Source organism: Pseudomonas rustica (genome assembly GCF_049959085.1).
Classification (GTDB): domain Bacteria; phylum Pseudomonadota; class Gammaproteobacteria; order Pseudomonadales; family Pseudomonadaceae; genus Aquipseudomonas; species Aquipseudomonas rustica.
In genome coordinates this window covers 287,755-308,661 of the sequence record NZ_CP188200.1, presented here as the reverse complement: position 1 = coordinate 308,661, position 20,907 = coordinate 287,755, and the positions used below count along the sequence as shown (strand labels likewise).

The 20,907-nt window shown below is 58.8% G+C and carries 19 protein-coding genes and 4 tRNA genes; 13 read left to right on the top strand and 10 right to left on the bottom strand.

Annotated elements, in window-relative coordinates:
- The first annotated feature begins 32 nt into the window (after window positions 1–32).
- The 4 genes from ACP3TY_RS01510 (at window position 33) to ACP3TY_RS01495 (ending at window position 5,498) form a co-directional block, all read left to right on the top strand.
- Window positions 33–902, top strand: a complete 870-nt coding sequence (locus ACP3TY_RS01510; protein WP_426619119.1) for an oxygenase MpaB family protein — start codon at window positions 33–35, stop codon at window positions 900–902.
- Between the two features lie 110 nt (window positions 903–1,012).
- Window positions 1,013–2,029, top strand: coding sequence for a class I SAM-dependent rRNA methyltransferase (locus ACP3TY_RS01505; RefSeq protein ID WP_426619118.1), 1,017 nt, complete (start codon window positions 1,013–1,015; stop codon window positions 2,027–2,029).
- A 221-nt stretch (window positions 2,030–2,250) separates the two neighbouring features.
- Window positions 2,251–5,202, top strand: a complete 2,952-nt coding sequence (locus ACP3TY_RS01500; protein ID WP_426619117.1) for a DUF748 domain-containing protein — start codon at window positions 2,251–2,253, stop codon at window positions 5,200–5,202.
- Window positions 5,202–5,498, top strand: a complete 297-nt coding sequence (locus ACP3TY_RS01495; protein ID WP_159815142.1) for a DUF2845 domain-containing protein — start codon at window positions 5,202–5,204, stop codon at window positions 5,496–5,498. The genes ACP3TY_RS01500 and ACP3TY_RS01495 overlap by 1 nt, the downstream gene beginning before the upstream one ends.
- 239 nt (window positions 5,499–5,737) lie before the next feature.
- Here ACP3TY_RS01495 and ACP3TY_RS01490 read toward each other — a convergent pair whose 3' ends face one another.
- Window positions 5,738–6,088 carry a BON domain-containing protein gene (locus tag ACP3TY_RS01490; RefSeq protein WP_053123917.1) on the bottom strand — a complete coding sequence of 117 codons (351 nt, stop codon included), beginning with the start codon at window positions 6,086–6,088 and terminating at the stop codon, window positions 5,738–5,740.
- Between the two features lie 305 nt (window positions 6,089–6,393).
- Window positions 6,394–6,834 carry a pilin gene (locus tag ACP3TY_RS01485; RefSeq protein WP_016986243.1) on the bottom strand — a complete coding sequence of 147 codons (441 nt, stop codon included), beginning with the start codon at window positions 6,832–6,834 and terminating at the stop codon, window positions 6,394–6,396.
- 226 nt (window positions 6,835–7,060) lie between these two features.
- Between ACP3TY_RS01485 and pilB the strand changes: the two genes are divergently transcribed.
- The 5 genes from pilB to yacG are packed head-to-tail and all read left to right on the top strand — an operon-like array spanning window position 7,061 to window position 11,669.
- Window positions 7,061–8,758, top strand: a complete 1,698-nt coding sequence (pilB, locus tag ACP3TY_RS01480; protein ID WP_426619116.1) for a type IV-A pilus assembly ATPase PilB — start codon at window positions 7,061–7,063, stop codon at window positions 8,756–8,758.
- 2 nt (window positions 8,759–8,760) lie between these two features.
- Window positions 8,761–9,978 (top strand): type II secretion system F family protein, encoded by a 1,218-nt coding sequence (locus ACP3TY_RS01475; protein WP_400755204.1) that lies wholly within the window; start codon window positions 8,761–8,763, stop codon window positions 9,976–9,978.
- Between the two features lies 1 nt (window position 9,979).
- Window positions 9,980–10,852, top strand: a complete 873-nt coding sequence (locus tag ACP3TY_RS01470; protein WP_426619115.1) for a prepilin peptidase — start codon at window positions 9,980–9,982, stop codon at window positions 10,850–10,852.
- Window positions 10,849–11,472: a dephospho-CoA kinase gene (coaE, locus tag ACP3TY_RS01465; protein ID WP_212550797.1), complete on the top strand. Its 624-nt coding sequence runs from the start codon at window positions 10,849–10,851 to the stop codon at window positions 11,470–11,472. Before ACP3TY_RS01470 ends, coaE begins: the two co-directional genes overlap by 4 nt.
- On the top strand, window positions 11,469–11,669 hold the full coding sequence (gene yacG / locus ACP3TY_RS01460) for a DNA gyrase inhibitor YacG (RefSeq protein ID WP_186625120.1): 201 nt from the start codon (window positions 11,469–11,471) through the stop codon (window positions 11,667–11,669). The genes coaE and yacG overlap by 4 nt, the downstream gene beginning before the upstream one ends.
- A 27-nt stretch (window positions 11,670–11,696) precedes the next feature.
- Here yacG and ACP3TY_RS01455 read toward each other — a convergent pair whose 3' ends face one another.
- Window positions 11,697–12,386 carry an energy-coupling factor ABC transporter permease gene (locus ACP3TY_RS01455; RefSeq protein ID WP_426619114.1) on the bottom strand — a complete coding sequence of 230 codons (690 nt, stop codon included), beginning with the start codon at window positions 12,384–12,386 and terminating at the stop codon, window positions 11,697–11,699.
- A 180-nt stretch (window positions 12,387–12,566) separates the two neighbouring features.
- On the opposite strand from ACP3TY_RS01455, the gene ACP3TY_RS01450 reads away from it, so the two are divergent.
- The 4 genes from ACP3TY_RS01450 to ACP3TY_RS01435 all read left to right on the top strand — a co-directional run bounded on the left by ACP3TY_RS01450 (window position 12,567) and on the right by ACP3TY_RS01435 (window position 15,304).
- The gene (locus ACP3TY_RS01450; protein ID WP_008078503.1) at window positions 12,567–13,193 is read left to right on the top strand and encodes a DUF1780 domain-containing protein; all 627 of its coding nucleotides are present in this window, start codon (window positions 12,567–12,569) and stop codon (window positions 13,191–13,193) included.
- The gene (locus ACP3TY_RS01445) at window positions 13,190–13,717 is read left to right on the top strand and encodes an MOSC domain-containing protein (protein WP_426619113.1); all 528 of its coding nucleotides are present in this window, start codon (window positions 13,190–13,192) and stop codon (window positions 13,715–13,717) included. The genes ACP3TY_RS01450 and ACP3TY_RS01445 overlap by 4 nt, the downstream gene beginning before the upstream one ends.
- A 51-nt stretch (window positions 13,718–13,768) precedes the next feature.
- The gene (locus tag ACP3TY_RS01440) at window positions 13,769–13,942 is read left to right on the top strand and encodes a DUF3094 domain-containing protein (protein ID WP_007909875.1); all 174 of its coding nucleotides are present in this window, start codon (window positions 13,769–13,771) and stop codon (window positions 13,940–13,942) included.
- A 63-nt stretch (window positions 13,943–14,005) separates the two neighbouring features.
- The gene (locus ACP3TY_RS01435) at window positions 14,006–15,304 is read left to right on the top strand and encodes an NAD(P)/FAD-dependent oxidoreductase (RefSeq protein WP_159815266.1); all 1,299 of its coding nucleotides are present in this window, start codon (window positions 14,006–14,008) and stop codon (window positions 15,302–15,304) included.
- A gap of 390 nt (window positions 15,305–15,694) precedes the next feature.
- On the opposite strand, the gene ACP3TY_RS01430 is transcribed toward ACP3TY_RS01435, so the two are convergent.
- From ACP3TY_RS01430 to rluD, 7 genes are all read right to left on the bottom strand, one after another.
- Window positions 15,695–15,771, bottom strand: a tRNA-Pro gene (locus ACP3TY_RS01430).
- Window positions 15,772–15,865: 94 nt separating this feature from the next.
- Window positions 15,866–15,941 (bottom strand) — tRNA-Lys (locus tag ACP3TY_RS01425).
- Between the two features lie 5 nt (window positions 15,942–15,946).
- Window positions 15,947–16,023 (bottom strand) — tRNA-Pro (locus ACP3TY_RS01420).
- Window positions 16,024–16,032: 9 nt separating this feature from the next.
- Window positions 16,033–16,108, bottom strand: a tRNA-Asn gene (locus tag ACP3TY_RS01415).
- Between the two features lie 297 nt (window positions 16,109–16,405).
- Window positions 16,406–18,970 (bottom strand): ATP-dependent chaperone ClpB, encoded by a 2,565-nt coding sequence (gene clpB, locus ACP3TY_RS01410; protein WP_053123937.1) that lies wholly within the window; start codon window positions 18,968–18,970, stop codon window positions 16,406–16,408.
- A gap of 130 nt (window positions 18,971–19,100) precedes the next feature.
- The gene (gene pgeF, locus ACP3TY_RS01405; RefSeq protein ID WP_426619112.1) at window positions 19,101–19,823 is read right to left on the bottom strand and encodes a peptidoglycan editing factor PgeF; all 723 of its coding nucleotides are present in this window, start codon (window positions 19,821–19,823) and stop codon (window positions 19,101–19,103) included.
- Window positions 19,820–20,782 carry a 23S rRNA pseudouridine(1911/1915/1917) synthase RluD gene (rluD, locus tag ACP3TY_RS01400; RefSeq protein WP_122592797.1) on the bottom strand — a complete coding sequence of 321 codons (963 nt, stop codon included), beginning with the start codon at window positions 20,780–20,782 and terminating at the stop codon, window positions 19,820–19,822. The genes pgeF and rluD overlap by 4 nt, the downstream gene beginning before the upstream one ends.
- Window positions 20,783–20,907 lie beyond the last annotated feature (125 nt).

The following is a 20,907-nucleotide window of genomic DNA, read 5'->3' as shown; positions in this document are numbered from 1 at the left end:
CGGCCGCGCCCGACCTTCTTCACTGAGTGGTCATGGAATTCATCCGCAGTCGCATCGAAAATCAACTCATGAGCCTGACCGGGTTATCCCTCGGCCAGCTCGATCTGGAAAACCCCAAGGGCGATCCCGGCCTGTTCGGCCCCGACTCGGTCAGTTGGCAGGTGCACGGCGATTTCAGCAGCATGTTGATCGGCGGCATCAGCGCGTTGTTGCTGCAAGCCCTGCATCCGCTGGCGCTGGCCGGGGTTTGGGATCATTCGAATTTTCGTCAGGACATGCTTGGGCGCTTGCGGCGTACCAGCCAGTTTGTCTCCGGCACCACGTTTGGCTCGCGGCGGGATGCCGACTGGTTAATCGAGAAAGTCCGCACCATTCACCTGCAAGTGGTGGGCACCGCACCGGACGGCCGACCATATGCGGCCAGTGATCCGGACTTGCTGACGTGGGTGCATGTGGCCGAAGTCAGTAACTTTCTGGCGGCGCATTTGCGCTATCGCAATCCGCAGTTGTCGCTGGCTGATCAGGATCGTTATTACGCCGAGATCGCGGTGATTGCCGAGCGACTCGGCGCACGCGATGTGCCCCAGTCGCGGCAGGCCGTGGCCGATTATCTGCAACGCATGCGCCCGCAATTGCTGTGCGATGAACGCAGCCGCGAGGTTTTGCGTTTACTGCTGGCCGCACCGGCGCCGAGTGTTCTGGCGCGACCGTTTGGCGATCTGATGATGAAGGCGGGCATTGATCTGCTGCCGGACTGGGCCAGCGACATGCTCGAGGTGCGGCAGAGTTCGCTGCAACGCCAGTTGATTCGCGCCAGCGTCAAACGCAGCGCACCGATGCTGCGCTGGGCGATGCGCAATGGTTCGGTGCAACGAGCGAAACGCAGGATGGGGCTGAGCTGACGCTCAGAGCTGCAAGCTGCAAGTTTTGAGCTTGAAGCTTGAAGCTTGGAGCTTGCAGCTCAGTAACTGTTAAACTCCCGCGCCCCAATTCTCTCCAGCAAGGCGCATGCATGTCTTCCTTGAATCAGGCGCTGCGCGCCGCCCTCGATCAACGCCAGGACTTGCTCGCTGTGTTGCACAGCCAGGGCACCGATTGCTATCGGCTGTTCCACGGCAGCCAGGAAGGCGCCGGCGGTCTGACCATCGACCGCTACGGCCCGCAACTGCTGGTGCAGAGTTTTCACCAGACGCTGGAACGTGACGACCTGCTGCAACTGCACGCGATGGTCAATCAAACCCTGGGCCTGGAAACCCTGCTGGTCTACAACGACCGCTCCCGTGGCAACTCGCGCATCGACCGTGAAGACAGCGTCTACAAAGCCGAAGACGCCGCACTGGTTGATCTGGTCGGTCACGAATGGGGCCTCAATTACCGCGTGCGCGGGCGCCACGCCGGGCAGGATCCGCTGTTGTTCCTCGACCTGCGCAACACGCGCGGCTGGGTCAAGGAGCACGCCAAAGGCAAATCCGTGCTCAACCTGTTCGCCTACACCTGCGGCGTCGGCCTCAGTGCCGCAGCCGGTGGCGCCCGTGAAGTGCGCAATCTGGATTTCGCCGAAGGTAACTTGGCGGTCGGTCGCGAAAACGGTTTGCTCAACCCGCAATTGCCCGAGATGCAATTTATCCAGTCCGACTACTTCCCGGCCATCCGCCAACTCGCCGGCCTGCCGATCAGCCAGCGTCGCGGGCAGAAACTGCCAAGCTACCAGCGCCTCGAACAGCGTCAGTACGATCTGGTACTGCTCGATCCGCCGGCCTGGGCCAAGAGCGCGTTCGGCACCGTTGACCTGCTGCGCGATTATCAAAGCCTGCTGAAACCCGCGCTGCTGACCACCGCCGACAACGGCGTACTCATTTGCTGCAACAATCTGGCGAAAGTCAGCATGGACGACTGGCGCGAACAAGTCCTGCGCTGCGCCGAAAAGGCCGGCCGCCCGGTGCGTGAGTGGAGCGTGATGACCCCGGGTGCAGACTTCCCGTCCATGGATCAGCAACCGCCACTGAAAACCCTGATCCTGCAGCTATAACCCCTCTTGCATGATGCACAACTTCCCCCTGTGGGAGCGAGCCTGCTCGCGAAAGCGGTGTATCAGCCAACACATCGTGTGACTGGTAGGACGCCTTCGCGAGCAGGCTCGCTCCCACAAGGGATCTGTGTTTTGAGACAAATCTGAACAATCCTGACCCATGCGATGTACTTCGGAACCAGATTCGCGTGCCATACTCCAAGGCACTTCGATTCAGACAGATGAAGCCGCACATGACCAAAGGATTGATTCGCGCGATTGGCGCCTTGTTGACTGCGCTGGCCCTCTACAGCCTGCTGGGGTTTCTGATTTTGCCGGGCATTGCCCTGCGAGTGGCCAACCAGCAACTGGCCAATTACGCCACGGTGCCGGCGCATATCCAGCGCATCGAACTCAACCCGTTCAGCCTTGAGGTCACCTTGTGGGGCCTGGTTATTGGTGAACCGGGCAAAGAGCAGGTGGGCTTCGAACGCCTGTACGCCGACCTGCAAATCGACAGTCTGTGGACCAAAGCCCTGCATCTGGCGAACATCGAACTGGACAAGCCGAAGACCGAAATCCTCTTCGCCAAAGACGGCAAGCTCAATCTGCTCGGCCTGTTCAACGTGCCGGCCAGCGAACCGGTTCCGGCCGATCCCGACGCCAAACCGTTCCCGCTGCGCATCGACAACATCAAACTGGCCAGCGGCGTCGTGCATTTTCAGGACGTGCGTCCGAGCGAGCCGATCGAATTCCTTTACGACGACCTCAGCTTCGAACTGAAAAACCTCAGCACCCTGCCCGAAGACAGCGCCGACATGACCCTCGTCGCGATCGGCCCGGCCGGCGGACGAATCGACTGGAGCGGCAATTTCAGCCTGATCCCGTTCACTTCAGAAGGCACCCTGAAAGTCACCGACGGCAAGATGAAAGCCTTCTGGCCTTACGTGCGTGACTCGGTGCCTTTGGTACTCAACGACGGCGTGGTAAGCCTCAGCACCGAATACAAACTCAATCTGTCGAAAGAAACCGAACTGCTGCTGAACAACGTCAACGTCAGCATCGCGCCGTTCGCGATCAGCGCTCCGGATGGCCGCCCGCTGGCCAAGCTTGAGCGCCTCGACGTCAGCGACACCAGCATCGATCTGGCCAAGCAACACGTGGTGGTCGGCAAGATCCGCAGCCAGAAACTGGAAACCTGGGCCGCCCTTGAAGCTGACGGCCAGCTCGACTGGCAAAAACTGTTCGCCAGCCAACCGCCAAAACCCGCCGCCAAAGCCGCCGCCGAAACGGCCAGCACACCGGCCGCTGCCGATTCGCCGAAAGCTGAACCGACGGCGCCAGGCAAACCCTGGCAAGTGCTGCTCAAAGACGTGCAACTGCGCGACTACACCGTTCACCTCGCCGACCGTTCCGCCACGCCTGCGGTGGCGCTGGATATCACGCCGCTGAACATTGATCTGCAGGATTTCGACAGCCTCAACGGCTCGCCCTTCAAGGTCAAACTCGACAGCGGCGTGGGCAAATCAGGCAAGCTCAGCGCCGACGGCACGGTCAATCTGGCGCCGGTCAACGCTCAACTCAACGTGAAAACCCAGGACATCGACCTGCGTGTCGCACAGTCCTACATCAACCCGTTTATTCGTCTGGAACTGCGCAGCGGCATGCTCGGCAGTGACCTCAAGGTCAACCTCAAGAGCACCGAACCGCTGGCCCTCAGCGTGACCGGCCGCGCGCAGATCGATCAACTGCACACCCTCGACACCCTGAAAACCCGCGACTTCCTCAAATGGCAGCAAGTGGTGGTCGAAGGCCTGAATTATCAGCACGGTGACAGCCTGTCGATCGACAAGGTCAACCTGTTCCAGCCGTATGCGCGCTTCATGATCAACGATGATCGCACCACCAACATCGACGATCTGCTGATCCCGCAACCGGCCGACAGCGGCGCGAAATCCGCTGCGGCGAAACCGGCCAGCAAGGACAAACCGCTGGGCATTCATATCGGCGGCATTGCGATCAATGACGGCTCGGCCAACTTCGCCGACTTCAGCCTGACGCCAAACTTCGCCACTGCGATCCAACAACTGAACGGTCAGATCGGTACCATCGACAGCCGTCAGGCGAAACCGGCCAGCGTCGACATCAAGGGCAAGGTCGACCGCTATGCACCGGTGACCATCAAGGGCGCGGTCAATCCCTTCGACCCGATGGCCAGCCTCGACATCGCCACCAGTTTCAAACGCGTCGAGCTGACCACGCTGACGCCGTACTCCGGCAAGTTCGCCGGTTACCGCATCCGCAAGGGCCGACTGAATCTCGACCTGCATTACCTGATCACCAAAGGCCAACTGAAAGCCGAGAACAAAGTGGTGGTCGAACAGTTGCAGCTCGGTGAGAAAGTCGACAGCCCGGACGCCGTGAGCCTGCCGCTGAAACTGGCGATTGCGCTGCTCAAGGACGTCGACGGCAAAATCTCCATCGAATTGCCGGTGACCGGCGACCTCAACAATCCGCAGTTCAGCGTGATGCCGATTGTCTGGCAGACCCTGCGCAACCTGATCGTCAAAGCCGCAGCGGCACCGTTCAAGTTGATTGGCGGCTTGGTCAGCGGTGGTGGTTCCGAAGATCTCGGCACCGTGTCCTTCGCACCGGGCTCCAGCGAACTGAGCAAAGACGCCGAAGGCGCGCTGGTGAAGCTGTCGCAAGCGCTGAAAGAACGCCCTGCCCTGCGTCTGGAAATCGAAGGCACCGCCGCGCAAAGCAGCGATGGTCCGTTGATCGCCGAGCAGCGTCTGGAACGTGAATATCAGTACAACTACTACAAGATGCTCCAGCGCCGTGGCGATAAAGTCCCGGCTCAAGCATCTTTGATCGAAGTGCCGGAAGGCGAAAAAGGCCCGCTGCTCGAAGGCATTTATCGCACCCGTCTGAAAACCCAGCCGCCGGCTGAGTGGAAGGATCTGGGCAAGGAAGAACGCACGGCGAAAATGCGCGAAGGCGTGATCAAGTTCTGGAGTGGCAGCGACGTGTTGCTGCGTCAGTTGGGTCAGGATCGCGCCAGCAGCATCAAGGATTATCTGGTCGACAAAGGCCAACTGGCCGATGACCGCGTGTACTTCATCGACGCCAATCTCGGTCAGGCTGAAAGTGATGGTCGGGTGATCACACCGTTGCATCTGGACGCCGAGTAATGACAGGCAAGTGGCTGGCGGCGATCGCCCTGACGCTGGCTGCCAGCCACGTCTGGGCGTCGGATACGTTGCGCTGCGGCAGTCAACTGGTCAGCCTCGGCGACCGCGCCAGCGAAGTGCTGCAGAAGTGCGGCGAACCGGTTGGTCGCGATCCGCTGGGTTACAAGCGCAGCGCCAATCGGCGTGAAGAGTTTCAGGTCGAGGAATGGACGTACGGGCCGAACAACGGCATGTACCAATACCTGCGCTTTGAAGGCAATCGCCTGCGGCAGATCACCAGCAAACGCGGTAACTAAAACACATCAAAAGATCGCAGCCTTCGGCAGCTCCTACTTTGGAATGCATTTCCCTGTAGGAGCTGCCGAAGGCTGCGATCTTTTTTTTGCGCCTGAAATAGAACGGGCCCCGACACAAGTGCCGGGGCCCGTAATGACCACATCCGTGTGGCCGTTCGCATGAACTCTAAAGGTGCGGCAGACGTATTGCTCGGCCCGCCTGTCGCGTCTTCTCCCGGTTCAGGCGAGAAGCCTTAGCCTTACTCGGCTTTCAGGCCGTCAGCGGAGACCGCTTTGACGCCTTTGATTTTCTTGGTGATCGCAACGGCGGTAGCTTTCTGCGATTCAGTCACAGCTACAGTCGACGACAGCGAAACGACGCCTTTGTTGGTTTCTACTTTGATGTCGGTGCCTGGAATGCCTTTTTCGGTAACCAGGTCGCTTTTGACTTTGGTGGTGATCCAGGTATCGGAAGTAGCTTCTTTAGCTTGGGTAACTTCACCAGCAGCCAAAGTCATTGGAGCAGTCTGAGTGGTTTGGGCGAATGCGCCGGAAGCCATGGTCAGGGTCAGCGCGGTAGCAGCAGCGGCAGTGATAGCGAACTTCTTCATACGAGTAACTCCTGTTTTTCTGGAAAGTCTGCTGCGTGTCTTGTCAGCAGGGTTGCCATATACATTGCGAACGCTGTGCCAACTTTTTCGACGACATAAAACCATTACAAATCAATAGCTTAGTAAAAACGTAAATTTCCGGATTCATGCAATTTGCATGACTTGCAGATTAATCGCATGCAAGTTGCGGTTTTTTGGAAAGTTCCTAAGACGCTGAAATTATTGAAGCTTTTATTTAGCCCCGGCCAAAGAAAATGCCCCGTAAACGGGGCATGTTTCAGTCGAAGGTCAATGTAGGATCTCTATTAAGTACCGCTACCTGGGCAGCCTTTAGGCGCGTAGTCGGCGTTGACCGTCGATGCGCAACTCCAGACGCCCGCTGCCGAGCCAGTCCCGGAAGAGCGAGTCAGCGTGATCGTTTTGCCCAGTACCGGAGCCGGTGCGTTAGCGAGTGTGCAAACGATGCTGCCTGCCCCGGAAGACGCAGTACCCGACGCCGCTACCGTGCCGCAGTTGGTGGTGGTGAAAGTGGCGCTACCGGTGACGTTCGTCAGGCTAGGGTCAGTCCCCTGGTTAATCGTGTCTTCAAACGGAATCTTCAGCGCGCTGATTTCCGCCAGACCCGCCGTGACCTTCGCCCGCGCTTGATACTTGGTGTACTGCGGCAGGGCAATGGTCGCCAGAATCCCGATGATCGCCACTACGATCAGCAGTTCGATCAGCGTAAAACCTTGTTGTTTTTTCATAGACACGCTCCATGCATGAGTCGAAATCTCATGATCTGCAAGGGACGCAGCATAGCCCATGCCAACGCCCGCCAGACCCCGCACGCTGGGCGCACAGCGGTCGCGACGCCGTTTCCTACAACCTCTGACCGCACTATCTGACACTTTTTGTCACCTGCGCCCGGCATGTTTGGCGCTGCCGGTTGACTAGGCTATAAGTCATGAACGGCAAGCGTGCGGAATCCCCATGAATGACATCGCTCTGAGCGGTCTGGCCAAGCAATTGGTGCAGGCCGAACTGCTCACGGAAAAAAGCGCCCAACAAGCCTGGCAACAGGCACAGCGCAATCGGCTATCGCTGGTCAGCTACCTGGTGCAGAACAAACTGGTGAAGAGCTGGCAGGTCGCCGAGATCGCTTCGGAACACTTCGGCATGGCGTTCCTCGACCTCAATTGTCTGGACAAGGAAACCCAGCCCAAAGGCCTGGTCAGCGAAAAACTGGTGCGCCAGCACCACGCCCTGCCCTTGTGGCGGCGCGGCAACAAACTGTTCGTGGGCATTTCCGACCCGAGCAATCATCAGGCGATCAACGACATTCAGTTCAGCACCGGGCTGAACACCGAAGCCATTCTGGTGGAGGACGACAAGCTCACCGATGCCATCGAAAAATTCTTCGACACCCATGCCTCGGGGCTCGAAGAAATGGCCGACGTCGACCTCGACGGCCTCGATGTCGAGGCCATCGACGATGGTAAACAGGAGAGCATGGGCCCGGATGCCGACGATGCGCCGGTCGTGCGTTTCGTGCACAAGATGCTGCTCGACGCGATCAAAAGCGGCTCCTCCGACCTGCACTTCGAACCCTACGAAAAAAACTACCGCGTGCGCGTGCGCACCGACGGCATTCTGCGTGAAGTGGCGAAACCACCGATCCAGTTGGCCGGGCGCATCGCCGCGCGCCTGAAAGTCATGGCCAGCCTCGACATCTCCGAGCGGCGCAAACCGCAGGACGGGCGGATCAAGATGCGCCTGTCGAAGAGCAAGTCGATCGACTTCCGCGTCAACACGCTGCCGACCCTGTGGGGCGAAAAAGTGGTGATCCGGATTCTCGACCCGTCCAGCGCACAGATCGGTATCGATGCGCTCGGCTATGAGCCGGCGCAAAAAGACTTGTACATGGCCGCACTCAAGCAGCCACAGGGGATGATTCTGGTCACCGGCCCTACCGGTTCGGGGAAAACCGTGTCGCTGTACACCGGGCTGAATATTCTCAACACCGTCGACATCAATATTTCCACCGCTGAAGACCCGGTGGAGATCAACATGGAAGGCATCAATCAGGTCAACGTCAATCCGCGCCAAGGCCTCGACTTCGCTCAGGCATTGCGCTCGTTTCTGCGTCAGGATCCGGACGTGATCATGGTCGGTGAGATCCGCGATCTGGAGACCGCCGAGATCGCGATCAAGGCTGCGCAGACCGGCCACCTGGTGCTCTCGACCCTGCACACCAACAGCGCCGCGGAAACCCTCACGCGCCTGCACAACATGGGCATTCCCGGCTTCAACATCGCCACGTCGGTGAGCCTGATCATTGCCCAGCGCTTGGCGCGCAAATTGTGCAGCCACTGCAAGAAACCCATCGAGATCCCCCGTGAAACCCTGATAAAGGAAGGTTTCCCCGAGGAACGCATCGGTCATTTCACGATCTACGAGCCGGTCGGTTGCGATCATTGCAACGGCGGGTACAAGGGCCGCGTGGGGATTTATGAAGTGGTGAAAAACACTCCCGAGCTGCAACGGTTGATCATGGCCGAAGGCAACTCGCTGGAAATCGATAGTCAAATGCGCCGCGACGGCTTCGATGACCTGCGCACCTCGGGTCTGCACAAGGCCATGCAAGGCATCACCAGCCTTGAAGAAATCAATCGGGTCACCAAGGACTGAACATGGCGGTCAAGGCAGCGAAAATCAGCATCTATGCCTGGGAAGGCACGGATCGCAAAGGCAGCAAAGTTACCGGCGAGTTGAGCGGGCAGAATCCGGCGCTGGTCAAGGCGCAACTGCGCAAACAAGGGATCAACCCGGGCAAGGTGCGCAAAAAATCCGTGTCGTGGCTGAGTCTGGGCAAACGCATCAAGGCGCAGGACATCGCCCTGTTCACCCGGCAAATGGCAACGATGATGAAGGCCGGCGTGCCGCTGTTGCAGTCGTTCGACATCATTGGCGAAGGCTTCGATAACCCGGCCATGCGCAAACTGGTCGACGAGGTGAAGCAGGAAGTTGCTGCCGGTAACAGCTTCGCCGCCGCGCTGCGCAAAAAGCCGCAGTATTTCGACGAGTTGTATTGCAACCTGGTCGACGCGGGCGAGCAGTCCGGTGCGCTCGACACCTTGCTGGAGCGCGTCGCGACCTATAAGGAAAAAAGCGAAGCGCTCAAAGCCAAGATCAAGAAAGCCATGACCTACCCGACCGCCGTGGTGCTGGTCGCTGCGGTGGTCACCGGGATTCTGCTGGTGAAAGTGGTGCCGCAATTTCAGTCAGTGTTCTCCGGTTTCGGTGCTGAGCTGCCGCCCTTCACCCTGATGGTGATCAGCCTTTCAGAATTCATGCAGCAATGGTGGTGGGCGATTCTCGGCTTACTGATCGCGGCGTTTTTCGGCACCCGTCATGCGCTGAAAAAATCTCAGGGGTTGCGTGATCGGCGCGATACCTGGCTACTGAAACTGCCGCTGGTGGGCACGATGATGTACAAGTCCGCCGTCGCGCGTTTCGCCCGAACGCTGTCGACAACATTTGCCGCCGGCGTGCCACTGGTTGAAGCGCTGGACTCGGTGGCTGGCGCCGCCGGCAACGTGGTGTTCAAGCGCGCGATTCTGCGTATTCGTCAGGATGTTTCCACCGGCATGCAGCTGAATTTTTCGATGCGCACCACAGGCATTTTTCCCAACATGGCCGTACAGATGACTGCGATTGGTGAAGAGTCCGGTGCACTCGACGAGATGCTCGACAAGGTTGCGGGTTTCTATGAAGAGGAAGTCGACAACATGGTCGACAACCTCACCAGCCTGATGGAGCCGTTCATCATGGTGGTACTCGGGGTGATTGTTGGCGGTCTGGTGGTGGCGATGTATCTGCCGATCTTTCAACTCGGCTCAGCGATCTGATATGCCCATCGACGAACTGTTTGCCCTGTATCCGCTGGCCTTTGTCATCACCGCGCTGTTGCTCGGGCTGGTGGTCGGCAGCTTCCTCAACGTGCTGATCTGGCGTCTGCCGAAGATGCTTGAACGCGATTGGCGCCAGCAGGCCCAGGACGTCCTCGGCCTGCCCAGCGAAACGCCGCTGCCCACTTACAACCTGATGCTGCCGCACTCACAGTGCCCGCACTGCGCGCATCGAATTCGGGCGTGGGAAAATATTCCGCTGCTCAGTTACCTGTGGCTGCGCGGCCGCTGTTCCGCGTGCGCAGCCCCCATCAGCAAACGCTACCCGTTGACCGAACTGGCCTGCGGCCTGCTCTCGGCATTTATCGCCTGGCACTTCGGCTTTGGCTGGCAGGCGTGTCTGCTGATCTTCCTAACCTGGGGTCTGTTGGCGATGAGCCTGATCGACACCGAGCATCAATTGCTGCCCGATGTGTTGGTGCTGCCCTTGTTGTGGCTGGGGTTGATCGTCAACAGTTTCGGCTTGTTCGTGCCATTGCACGCTGCGCTGTGGGGCGCGGTGGCTGGTTATCTGCTGCTGTGGTCGGTGTTCTGGCTGTTCAAATTGCTCACCGGCAAGGACGGCATCGGCCACGGTGATTTCAAGTTGTTGGCGCTGCTCGGCGCGTGGGGCGGCTGGCAGATTCTGCCGCTGACCATTCTGTTGTCATCGCTGGTCGGCGCGATCATCGGTGTGATTTTGCTGCGCCTGCGCCAGCAGGAAACCTCGACGCCGATCCCCTTCGGCCCCTATCTGGCAATTGCCGGCTGGATTGCCTTGCTCTGGGGTGGTCAAATAACCGACTTCTATTGGCAGTTTGTCGGTTTGAAATGAATACCCCTGTGGAAAAACCCTGGATTCTCGGCCTGACCGGCGGCATCGGCAGCGGCAAAAGTGCCGCTGCCCAGCACTTTATCGACCTCGGCATTCATGTCGTCGACGCGGATCACGCCGCGCGCTGGGTGGTCGAACCGGGCCGGCCGGCGCTGGCCAAGATTGCCGAGCATTTCGGCCCCGGCGTGTTACAAGCGGACGGCACACTGGATCGTGCGGCCCTGCGCAAACTGATTTTCGAGATTCCAGAACAGCGGCGCTGGCTCGAAGCCTTGCTGCATCCGTTGATCGGCGAGGAAATCGCTCATCATCTGGCGCTGGCAAAATCGCCTTACGCGATTCTAGTGTCGCCGCTGCTGATCGAATCCGGGCAATACGCGATGACCCAGCGAATCCTGGTGATCGATGCCCCGCAACAACTGCAGATCGAACGCACCTTGCAGCGTGACCAGACCAGCGAACAGCAGGTTCAGGCGATCCTCAAGGCCCAGTCGAGCCGTGAAGACCGCGTGAGCCGCGCCGACGACGTGGTGGTCAACGACCGCGACCTCGCCTGGCTGCACAGCGAAGTCGAGCGTCTGCATCACTTTTACCTGACTTTATCCGGAGGCCAAGCATGAGCCAGATTCCTACCGTTGAATGCCCAACCTGCGGCGCACCCGTGGAATTCACCCCTGAAAGCGAATTTCGTCCGTTCTGCTCCGCGCGCTGCAAACTGATCGATCTCGGCGCCTGGGCGTCGGAAGAACACAAGATTCCGGTCGCGCCGGACGCTGAAGACGAACTGTTTTCCGGCGATTTCGATCCTCGTCACTGATCGCGATGAGGGCAGATCGGCTGGGGATCAACGCTTGGGATCGTCGTCCTTCCACGGCGCCGAAAGGTAGCGTGTGCGGTTGAAGGTCTCCAGCCATTCCGGGCTGAAGACCACCAGCGCGCTGATGACCATGCCGTTGATAAACGCTTCAGGGAAAATGATCAGCCACAGATAACCGATGAAATCTTCCAGCCATTCCGGCATGGCGAAGACGCCGTCGTGCCACAGCAGCGTCAGACTCAGCAGCAGGCAAAACAACGCCGACAGCGCGGCAGCCAGAAACCCTGAACAGAAGATATACACGAAGGGATTACGCGGTTGCGCGCGCTCGACGAGAATTGCCACGCACTCGGTGATCAGCACCGGCAGCAGAATAAACAGCGAGCCGTTGACCCCCATCGCCGCGAGATCCTGACGCCCGAGCAACACCAGACCGATTTGTGCGACCAGCCCGCCTACAATCGCCAGTGGCCAGTCGAGCAGCAAGGTCACTGCGGTCATGCCGATAAAGTGATACGACACGCCGGTGTCGAAATCCCTGCGCACCAGCCACAACAGAAATAACGCGAACACCGTGCCGAACAGCAAATGCTGACGGCGGCTGTCACTGAACAACTCGACCCACGGCGCACGCACGATCGCCCCGAGCAGCACCGGCAGGTAAATCAGCCAGCCGAGCGTCAGGCTTGCCGTCGACAGCAGTTCAGCTCCAATCATGACTCCCTCACCTTTCTGCGCACATCCCCCCGTAGGAGCTGCCGCAGGCTGCGATCTTTTGATCTTGTTCTTTTTACAGTCAAAAGATCGCAGCCTTCGGCAGCTCCTACAAGGGCGAGGTGAACGGGCGGTTCAAGCAAAGCTTTCTGCTTGTCGCATTTGAACGCTAAGCTTGGGCCTATGGATGACTCAGATTATTTACGCCTGCTGACCATCGCGGCCGAGCAAGCCAACGCGTTCCTGTCCAATGCCCGCAAATGGGAGCGTGAGCGTTGGGTCTGCCAGCGCCTGCTGCAAGGCTTGAACATCCCCTATCGCGCCGACGAGTTCGCCCCGGCCGGTGAACCGCCGGACGTGTTGTTTCGCGATGCCAATTTCGAAGTGTTCTTCGTCCTTGATGAAGGCCGTCGCCTCAACGATGAATGGCGCGACGAACTGCAGCGTAGGCGCAGCGCTTTTTCGCTGAGCCAACTGGTGCGCCGTGAAGCCAAGCCCAAGCGCATCCCGGCCAATGAATTCCTCATGCGACTGGCGCCGACCTTGCGTAAAAAAGCCCACAACTACAAAGAACGCGGCATGGATCTGGGTGAGCTGGACATCATTGCCTTCGCCAGCCTCAAGCGCGAAGTGCTCGACTTGAACAGCCACTTCCCGCCGCCCACCGAATATCTGCGTCAGGGCTGGCGCTCGCTGTCGCTGGTCGGCCCGACCTTCGCCCGCGTACTGTTCGCCCATCCGGATGCGCCGGATTTTCTGCGCAGCAACCTTGGTCGCAGTATCGTTTTTGATGTGGGGATCAGCCTGTGACGCCGCTTCAGCAGTTGATCGCCGATGTGCCGCAAACCGGACGTGTGCGCTGGATCGGTGTGCGTCCGGAGTCTCGTGGGCCGATGATTGAGCTGGATGCCGTCGAGGCACGACTTGAGGCCGGGCTGACCGGCGATCATGCACGCCCCGGTGTGCGTAATGCGCGGCAGGTGACGCTGATTCAGTGGGAGCATCTGGCAGTGATCAATGCATTGATGGGCCGCCCCGACGATCAACCGGTCAAGCCTGAAGATCTGCGGCGCAATCTCGTTATCAGCGGTATCAATTTGTTTAGCCTGAAAGGTCGGCGCTTTCGCATCGGTCAGGCCATCTTCGAAACCACCGGTTGGTGTCAGCCTTGTGCACGCCTGCAAAACAACCTCGGCCCCGGCACCTTTCAAGCCGTGCGCGGGCATGGCGGAATTACCGCGCGGGTGTTACAAAGCGGGATCATTCGCCTCGATGATGGCGTGTCTGTCGAGCCGGTTCCGGACAGCGGCTATGCTGCGTTCAACTCCGGATAAAAACCGCTGTAGCTTCTGCCCATTCAGCAACGTCTACCTGACGAGGCATTTATGACCAGCCGCCTGAACCCCGAAGACCAGAAACATGTCGAAGAGTACCTGCAACTGTCCCAACACCGAGTCGAGCGCCGGCCTTTCCGGCCGTGGATGCTCCTCGTGCTGGTGCTGGCAGTGACCATTGGTCTGGGCCTGTTGAGCCGATTTATCAGTTACCTGACGCTATGAGCAGCTTGGCGCTCGCTTGGGTAACCGCACCGATTTCCTTTAAAAACCTTGCGAGTTATCCCTATGTCCCATCGTATTGTTATTGTCGGCGGCGGCGCCGGCGGTCTGGAGTTGGCTACCCGTCTGGGTAAGACTCTGGGCAAACGCGGCACCGCCAGCGTGATGCTGGTCGACGCCAACCTGACGCACATCTGGAAGCCGTTGCTGCACGAAGTGGCCGCCGGATCGCTGAACTCCTCCGAAGACGAACTCAACTATGTTGCCCAAGCGAAATGGAACCACTTTGAGTTCCAGCTGGGGCGCATGAGTGGGCTCGATCGCGCGCAGAAGAAAATCCAGCTGGCCGCCACCTACGATGAAAACGGCGTCGAACTGGTGCCGGCGCGAGAAGTGCAGTACGACTCGCTGGTCATCAGCGTCGGCAGCACCACCAACGATTTCGGCACTCAGGGCGCGGCGCAGCACTGCCTGTTCCTCGATACCCGCAAACAGGCCGAGCGTTTCCACCAGCAACTCCTTAACCACTATCTGCGTGCGCATGCCGGGCAAACTGATGTGGTCGAGCAGATCAGCGTGGCGATCGTGGGTGCTGGCGCAACTGGGGTCGAGCTGGCCGCTGAACTGCACAACGCGGCGCATGAACTGGCGGCGTATGGGCTGGATCGGATCAAACCGGAAAACATGCACATCACCCTGATCGAAGCCGGGCCACGGGTGCTGCCTGCCCTGCCGGAGCGCATCAGCGGGCCGGTGCACAAGACCCTGGAGAAACTCGGGGTCAATGTGATGACCAATGCCTCGGTCAGCGAAGTGACGGCGGACAGCCTGATCACTGCCGACGGCAACGAGATCAAGGCCAGTCTGAAAGTCTGGGCCGCCGGTATTCGTGCACCGGGTTTCCTCAAGGACATCGACGGCCTGGAAACCAACCGCATCAATCAACTGCAAGTGCTGCCGACGCTGCAAACCACCCGCGATGAAAACATCTTCGCCTTCGGTGACTGCGCGGCCTGCCCGCAACCGGGATCGGATCGCAACGTACCGCCGCGTGCTCAAGCGGCGCACCAACAGGCGTCGTTGCTGGCTAAATCGCTGAAGCTGCGCATCGAAGGCAAAACCCTGCCGGAGTACAAGTACACCGACTACGGCTCGCTGATCTCGCTGTCGCGTTTCTCGGCTGTGGGTAACTTGATGGGCAACCTGACAGGCAGCGTGATGCTCGAAGGCTGGCTGGCGCGGATGTTTTACGTCTCGCTCTACCGCATGCACCAGATGGCGCTGTACGGGCCGTTCCGCACGGCGATGCTGATGCTGGGGAGCAAGATTGGTCGCGGCACGGAGCCACGCCTGAAGCTGCATTGATGATCTAAAAACTGTGGGAGTGAGCCTGCTCGCGAAAGCGATGTGTCAGTCGACATTGATTTCGACTGTGCTACCGCCATCGCCAGCAGGCTGGCTCCCACTTTTTTTGCGCTGCCCATAAAACCGCCAGACAACCGCAATCAATGTAGGAGCTGCCGAAGGCTGCGATCTTTTGATCTCGCTCTGATCGGCCTGGGTTCACAGGACTTGACGCAGCAGAGCTTTGAACTGCTGTAACCCTTAAAAGCCAAAGATCGCAGCCTGCGGCAGCTCCTACAGTGGATCTGGGTTACACACAGACAATTCTTCTCCTCGAGATTGCTGAAGGTGGCTGAGGTTTTTCGCAGACAAAAAAAATCCCCGTATCTTTCGATACGAGGATTTTTAATATGGTCGGGGTAAGGGGATTCGAACTCCTGACATCCTGCTCCCAAAGCAGGCGCGCTACCGGACTGCGCTATACCCCGGTAAAAAAAAGGCGACCTTTCAGTCGCCTTCTTCGATCAGCGCTTTTGGCCTCTGATCTTAAGATTCGATTCCAGCGTTAACTGGTTTCAAAAATGGTGGGTCGTGTGGGATTCGAACCTACGACCAATTGGTTAAAAGCCAACTGCTCTACCAACTGAGCTAACGACCCAAAAATGGTCGGGGTAAGGGGATTCGAACTCCTGACATCCTGCTCCCAAAGCAGGCGCGCTACCGGACTGCGCTATACCCCGGCTTGAAATTGGCTCCGTGACCAGGACTCGAACCTGGGACCCAATGATTAACAGTCATTTGCTCTACCGACTGAGCTATCACGGAACTACATATTTCAATTTACAACGGTGAATCTTACTGCTTTCAGTCACTCGTTCGCATCGCTGCGTTCGTGTGTCTGAGGCGCGCTATTCTACAACCTAGAACACCTCTGTCAACCCCCTAAATTGCTTTCAAGTTAATGATTTGCAACTTATTTCAGATTTCAGCTCAGTGAGTTGAAACCGTCTTGGCGACTGACTGCGGGGCGCACTTTACAAGCCTTTTCCTTTGAGTTCAACAGCCTAACGAAAAAAAAGGCCCCACAAGGTGGGGCCTGCCAATTTTCATTGGCGTTTGGACTTAGTTGAAAACGATTTCGTCGTTCTCAACCACGCCGGTTGCCGTGTCACCTGGCAGGAAATGCCCCGACAGGATCAACTGCGCCAACGGGTTTTCGATCCAGCGCTGGATCGCACGTTTCAACGGACGTGCGCCATAGACCGGGTCGTAGCCCACCGCAATCAGCTTATCCATCGCTTCCGGGCTCAGTTCCAGCTTCAGCTCACGCTCAGCCAGGCGAGTACGCAGGCGACCCAGCTGGATCTCGGTGATGCCCGCGATCTGATCCCGCGCCAGAGGCTCGAAGATCACCACTTCGTCGACCCGGTTGATGAACTCCGGACGGAAGTGCGAAGTCAGCGCGTCCATCACTGCTGCGCGCTGTGCCTCACGATCACCGACCAGTTCCTGGATCTGGACCGACCCCAGGTTCGAGGTCATCACGATCACCGTGTTGCGGAAGTCCACCGTACGGCCGTGGCTGTCGGTCAGGCGACCATCCTCAAGCACTTGCAGCAGAATGTTGAACACATCCGGGTGCGCCTTCTCGACTTCGTCCAGCAGGATCACCGAGTAAGGCTTGCGACGCACAGCCTCGGTCAGGTAACCGCCCTCTTCGTAGCCGACGTATCCTGGTGGCGCACCGATCAGACGTGCCACGGAATGTTTCTCCATGAACTCGGACATGTCGATCCGCACCATCGCCTCTTCAGTATCAAAGAGGAATTCGGCCAGCGCCTTGCACAGCTCGGTTTTACCGACACCGGTCGGGCCGAGGAACATGAACGAGCCGCTTGGACGATTCGGGTCAGACAACCCGGCTCGTGACCGTCGCACGGCGTTGGCCACGGCGACCACAGCTTCTTCCTGACCAATCACACGTTTGTGCAACAGGCTTTCCATCTTCATCAACTTGTCGCGCTCGCCTTCGAGCATTTTCGACACGGGGATGCCGGTCCATTTCGACACAACCTCAGCGATCTCTTCCTCAGTCACCTTGCTGCGCAGCAACTGATTTTCGCTCTTGCCGTGCTGATCGACCATTTGCAGGCTGCGTTCCAGATCCGGGATCACCCCGTACTGCAACTCGGCCATGCGGTTCAGGTCGCCTTTACGGCGTGCCGCTTCCAGTTCCTGACGCGACTGTTCGATCTTCTGCTGAATCTGTGCAGAACCCTGCACCTCGGCTTTTTCCGAATTCCAGATCTCTTCGAGATCGGAATACTCGCGTTCGAGGCGAACGATTTCTTCCTGGAGTTTCTCCAGACGTTTCATCGCCGCTTCGTCGCTTTCTTTCTTCAGCGCCTGCGATTCGACCTTCAACTGAATCAGGCGACGTTCCAGACGATCGAGCACTTCCGGCTTGGAATCGATTTCCATGCGGATACGGCTCGCGGCCTCGTCGATCAAGTCGATGGCTTTGTCCGGTAACTGCCGGTCAGTGATGTAGCGATGGCTGAGCTTCGCCGCCGCAATGATCGCACCGTCGGTGATCGCCACCTTGTGGTGAACCTCATAACGCTCTTTAAGGCCGCGCAGGATCGCGATGGTGTCTTCTTCGCTCGGCTCATCCACCAGGACTTTCTGGAAGCGTCGTTCGAGCGCCGCGTCCTTCTCTATATATTGGCGGTATTCGTTAAGCGTGGTCGCGCCAACGCAGTGCAACTCACCGCGAGCCAGTGCAGGCTTGAGCATGTTGCCAGCGTCCATCGAACCTTCGCCCTTACCGGCGCCGACCATGGTGTGCAGTTCGTCGATAAACAGAATGATCTGCCCTTCCTGCTTCGACAGCTCATTGAGCAGCGATTTCAGGCGTTCTTCGAACTCACCGCGATACTTGGCACCGGCAATCAGCGCGCCCATATCGAGCGAGAGCAGACGCTTGCCTTTGAGGCCGTCCGGCACTTCGCCGTTGATGATGCGCTGCGCCAGACCTTCGGCGATCGCGGTTTTACCCACGCCAGGTTCACCGATCAGCACCGGGTTGTTCTTGGTGCGGCGTTGCAGAACCTGAATGGTGCGACGAATTTCGTCATCACGGCCAATCACCGGATCGAGCTTGCCGTCTTCGGCGCGCTTGGTCAGGTCGACGGTGTATTTATCCAGCGCCTGACGCGACTCCTCGTGGTTGGCGTCATTCACCGCTTCGCCGCCACGCAGGTTAGTGATGGCGTTTTCCAGAGCTTTTTTGCTCACGCCCTGGCCGAGCAGCAACTTGCCGAGCTTGCTGTTCTCGTCCATTGCCGCGAGCAACACCAGTTCGCTGGAAATGAACTGGTCGCCCTTCTGCTGAGCCAGACGATCAGCCTGATTGAGCAGGCGTGCCAGATCCTGCGACATGTTCACGTCGCCAGTCGGGTTCTGGATTTTCGGCAATTGGTCGAGCTCTTTGGTCAGCTCTTTGCGCAAGCTGTTGACGTCGAAGCCCACCTGCATCAGCAGAGGTTTGATCGAACCACCCTGCTGTTCAAGCATGGCTTGCATCAAGTGCGCCGGCTCAATCGCCGGATGATCGTGGCCGACTGCCAACGACTGGGCGTCGGACAAGGCCAACTGTAATTTACTGGTTAAACGGTCTATTCGCATAAGTCACCTTCCTTTTGAGCAGGCCGGACCTAAGAAACCATCCTGAATAAAGAAACCTGCCAGATACCCCTATAGATGCGGTCGATTCTGGAAGATTCAAGCGTCAGAGAGTTGATGCAGATCAGACAGTCTAGCGGGTGAGCCAAACTAAGGAGGCGAAGCGTCCGGTGCGCGAAGCACGGCGATAGGAGAAGAAGCGCGGATCGGTCACGGTGCAGAAACCGCCACCATAAACAGCAGTGACACCACGGGCTGCCAGACGCAGGCGCGCCAGCAGATAGATGTCCGCCATGAACTTGCCGGCATTGGCGCTCGGCACGAAGGCGTTTCCCGCTTCCGGCAACTGACTGATGAAGACTTCACGAACTTCCGGGCCGACTTCAAAGGCTTTCGGGCCAATCGCCGGGCCGAGCCAGACCAGAACGTCGTTAGCCGGAATATCGAGGCTATCAAGCGTCGCTTCAAGGACACCCGCCGCCAGACCACGCCAACCGGCATGGGCCGCCGCCACGCGAGTGCCAGCGCGATCGCAGAACAATGCCGGCAAGCAATCCGCCGTCATCGCCGCGCAGGCAATACCGGGCGTTGCCGTCCAGCTCGCATCAGCGGTCGCAACAATGCCCGGATCAGCATGCGCCACGGTAATCCCGTGGACTTGCTGCAACCAGGCAGGCTGTATAGAGAAGTATTCGGTGAGACGGCGACGGTTCTCGGCAACGGCCTCAGGACGATCATCAACATGATCGCCCAGATTGAGGCTGTCGAACGGCGCCTCGCTGACACCGCCCTCGCGGGTGGTGACGCAGGCTTTGACGCTGGCCGGCGCGGGCCAGTCCGGCGTCAGCCAGTTCATCCGATGAAGGCCTCGCGATCCTGCTTGAGCAGGGTCAGCAGCCAGACGAAATCTTCTGGCAGCGGCGATTCCCAGCTCATGCGCACACCGGTCGTCGGATGATCCAGCTCAAGGAAGCGCGCGTGCAGGGCCTGACGCGGGAAATGCTTGAGCGATTCCACCATCGTCGGGTTGGCCGCTGGCGGAATGCGGAAACGACCGCCGTACGCCGGATCGCCGACCAACGGGAAGTTGATGTGCGACATATGTACGCGAATCTGGTGAGTACGACCGGTTTCCAGTTTTACCCGTACGTGGGTATGGGAACGGAAGCGCTCCAGCACGCGGTAGTGGCTGACGGCAGGCTTGCCGCCTTCCATCACCGCCATGCGCTGGCGCTGCTGGCCATGGCGACCGATCGGGGCGTTGATCTTGCCACCGGCCGTTACCACGCCAATCACGATGCACTCATAGATGCGGCTGACGCTGCGACTCTGCAATTGAGTAACAAGCTTTGTCTGCGCCTGAATGGTCTTGGCCACCACCATCAAACCGGTGGTGTCCTTGTCCAGACGATGCACGATACCGGCGCGCGGGACATTGATGATGTCCGGCACGTGGTGCAGCAAGGCGTTGAGCAGCGTGCCATCGGCGTGACCGGCAGCCGGGTGCACCACCAGGCCCGCAGGCTTGTTGATCACCAGAATGTCGTCGTCTTCATAGACGATGTCGAGCTCGATGTCCTGGGCGATCCACTCGCCCTGGGCTTCCTGCTCGGCAGTCAGCTCAAGAATGGCACCGCCATGCACGATGTCGCGAGGGCGGATGACCGCCCCGTCCACAGTCAGGCGACCTTCTTTGATCCAGGCGGAAAGGCGCGAGCGAGAGTGCTCAGCGAAGAGTTGGGCAGCGACTTGATCGAGGCGTTGGCCGCCCAATTCGGACGGCACCTCTGCGCGAAGTTCAATTTTATCGGACATGCTCTGACTGTGCGTCGGCACAGCTTTTGGTTTCGGCTGCGCGCTTGTGGTTAAATACGGCGTCTTTTGCCCCGAGGCTTTTCAACGGGGCGCTCATCATAACAGGACGGCCCCGCCCAAGACAG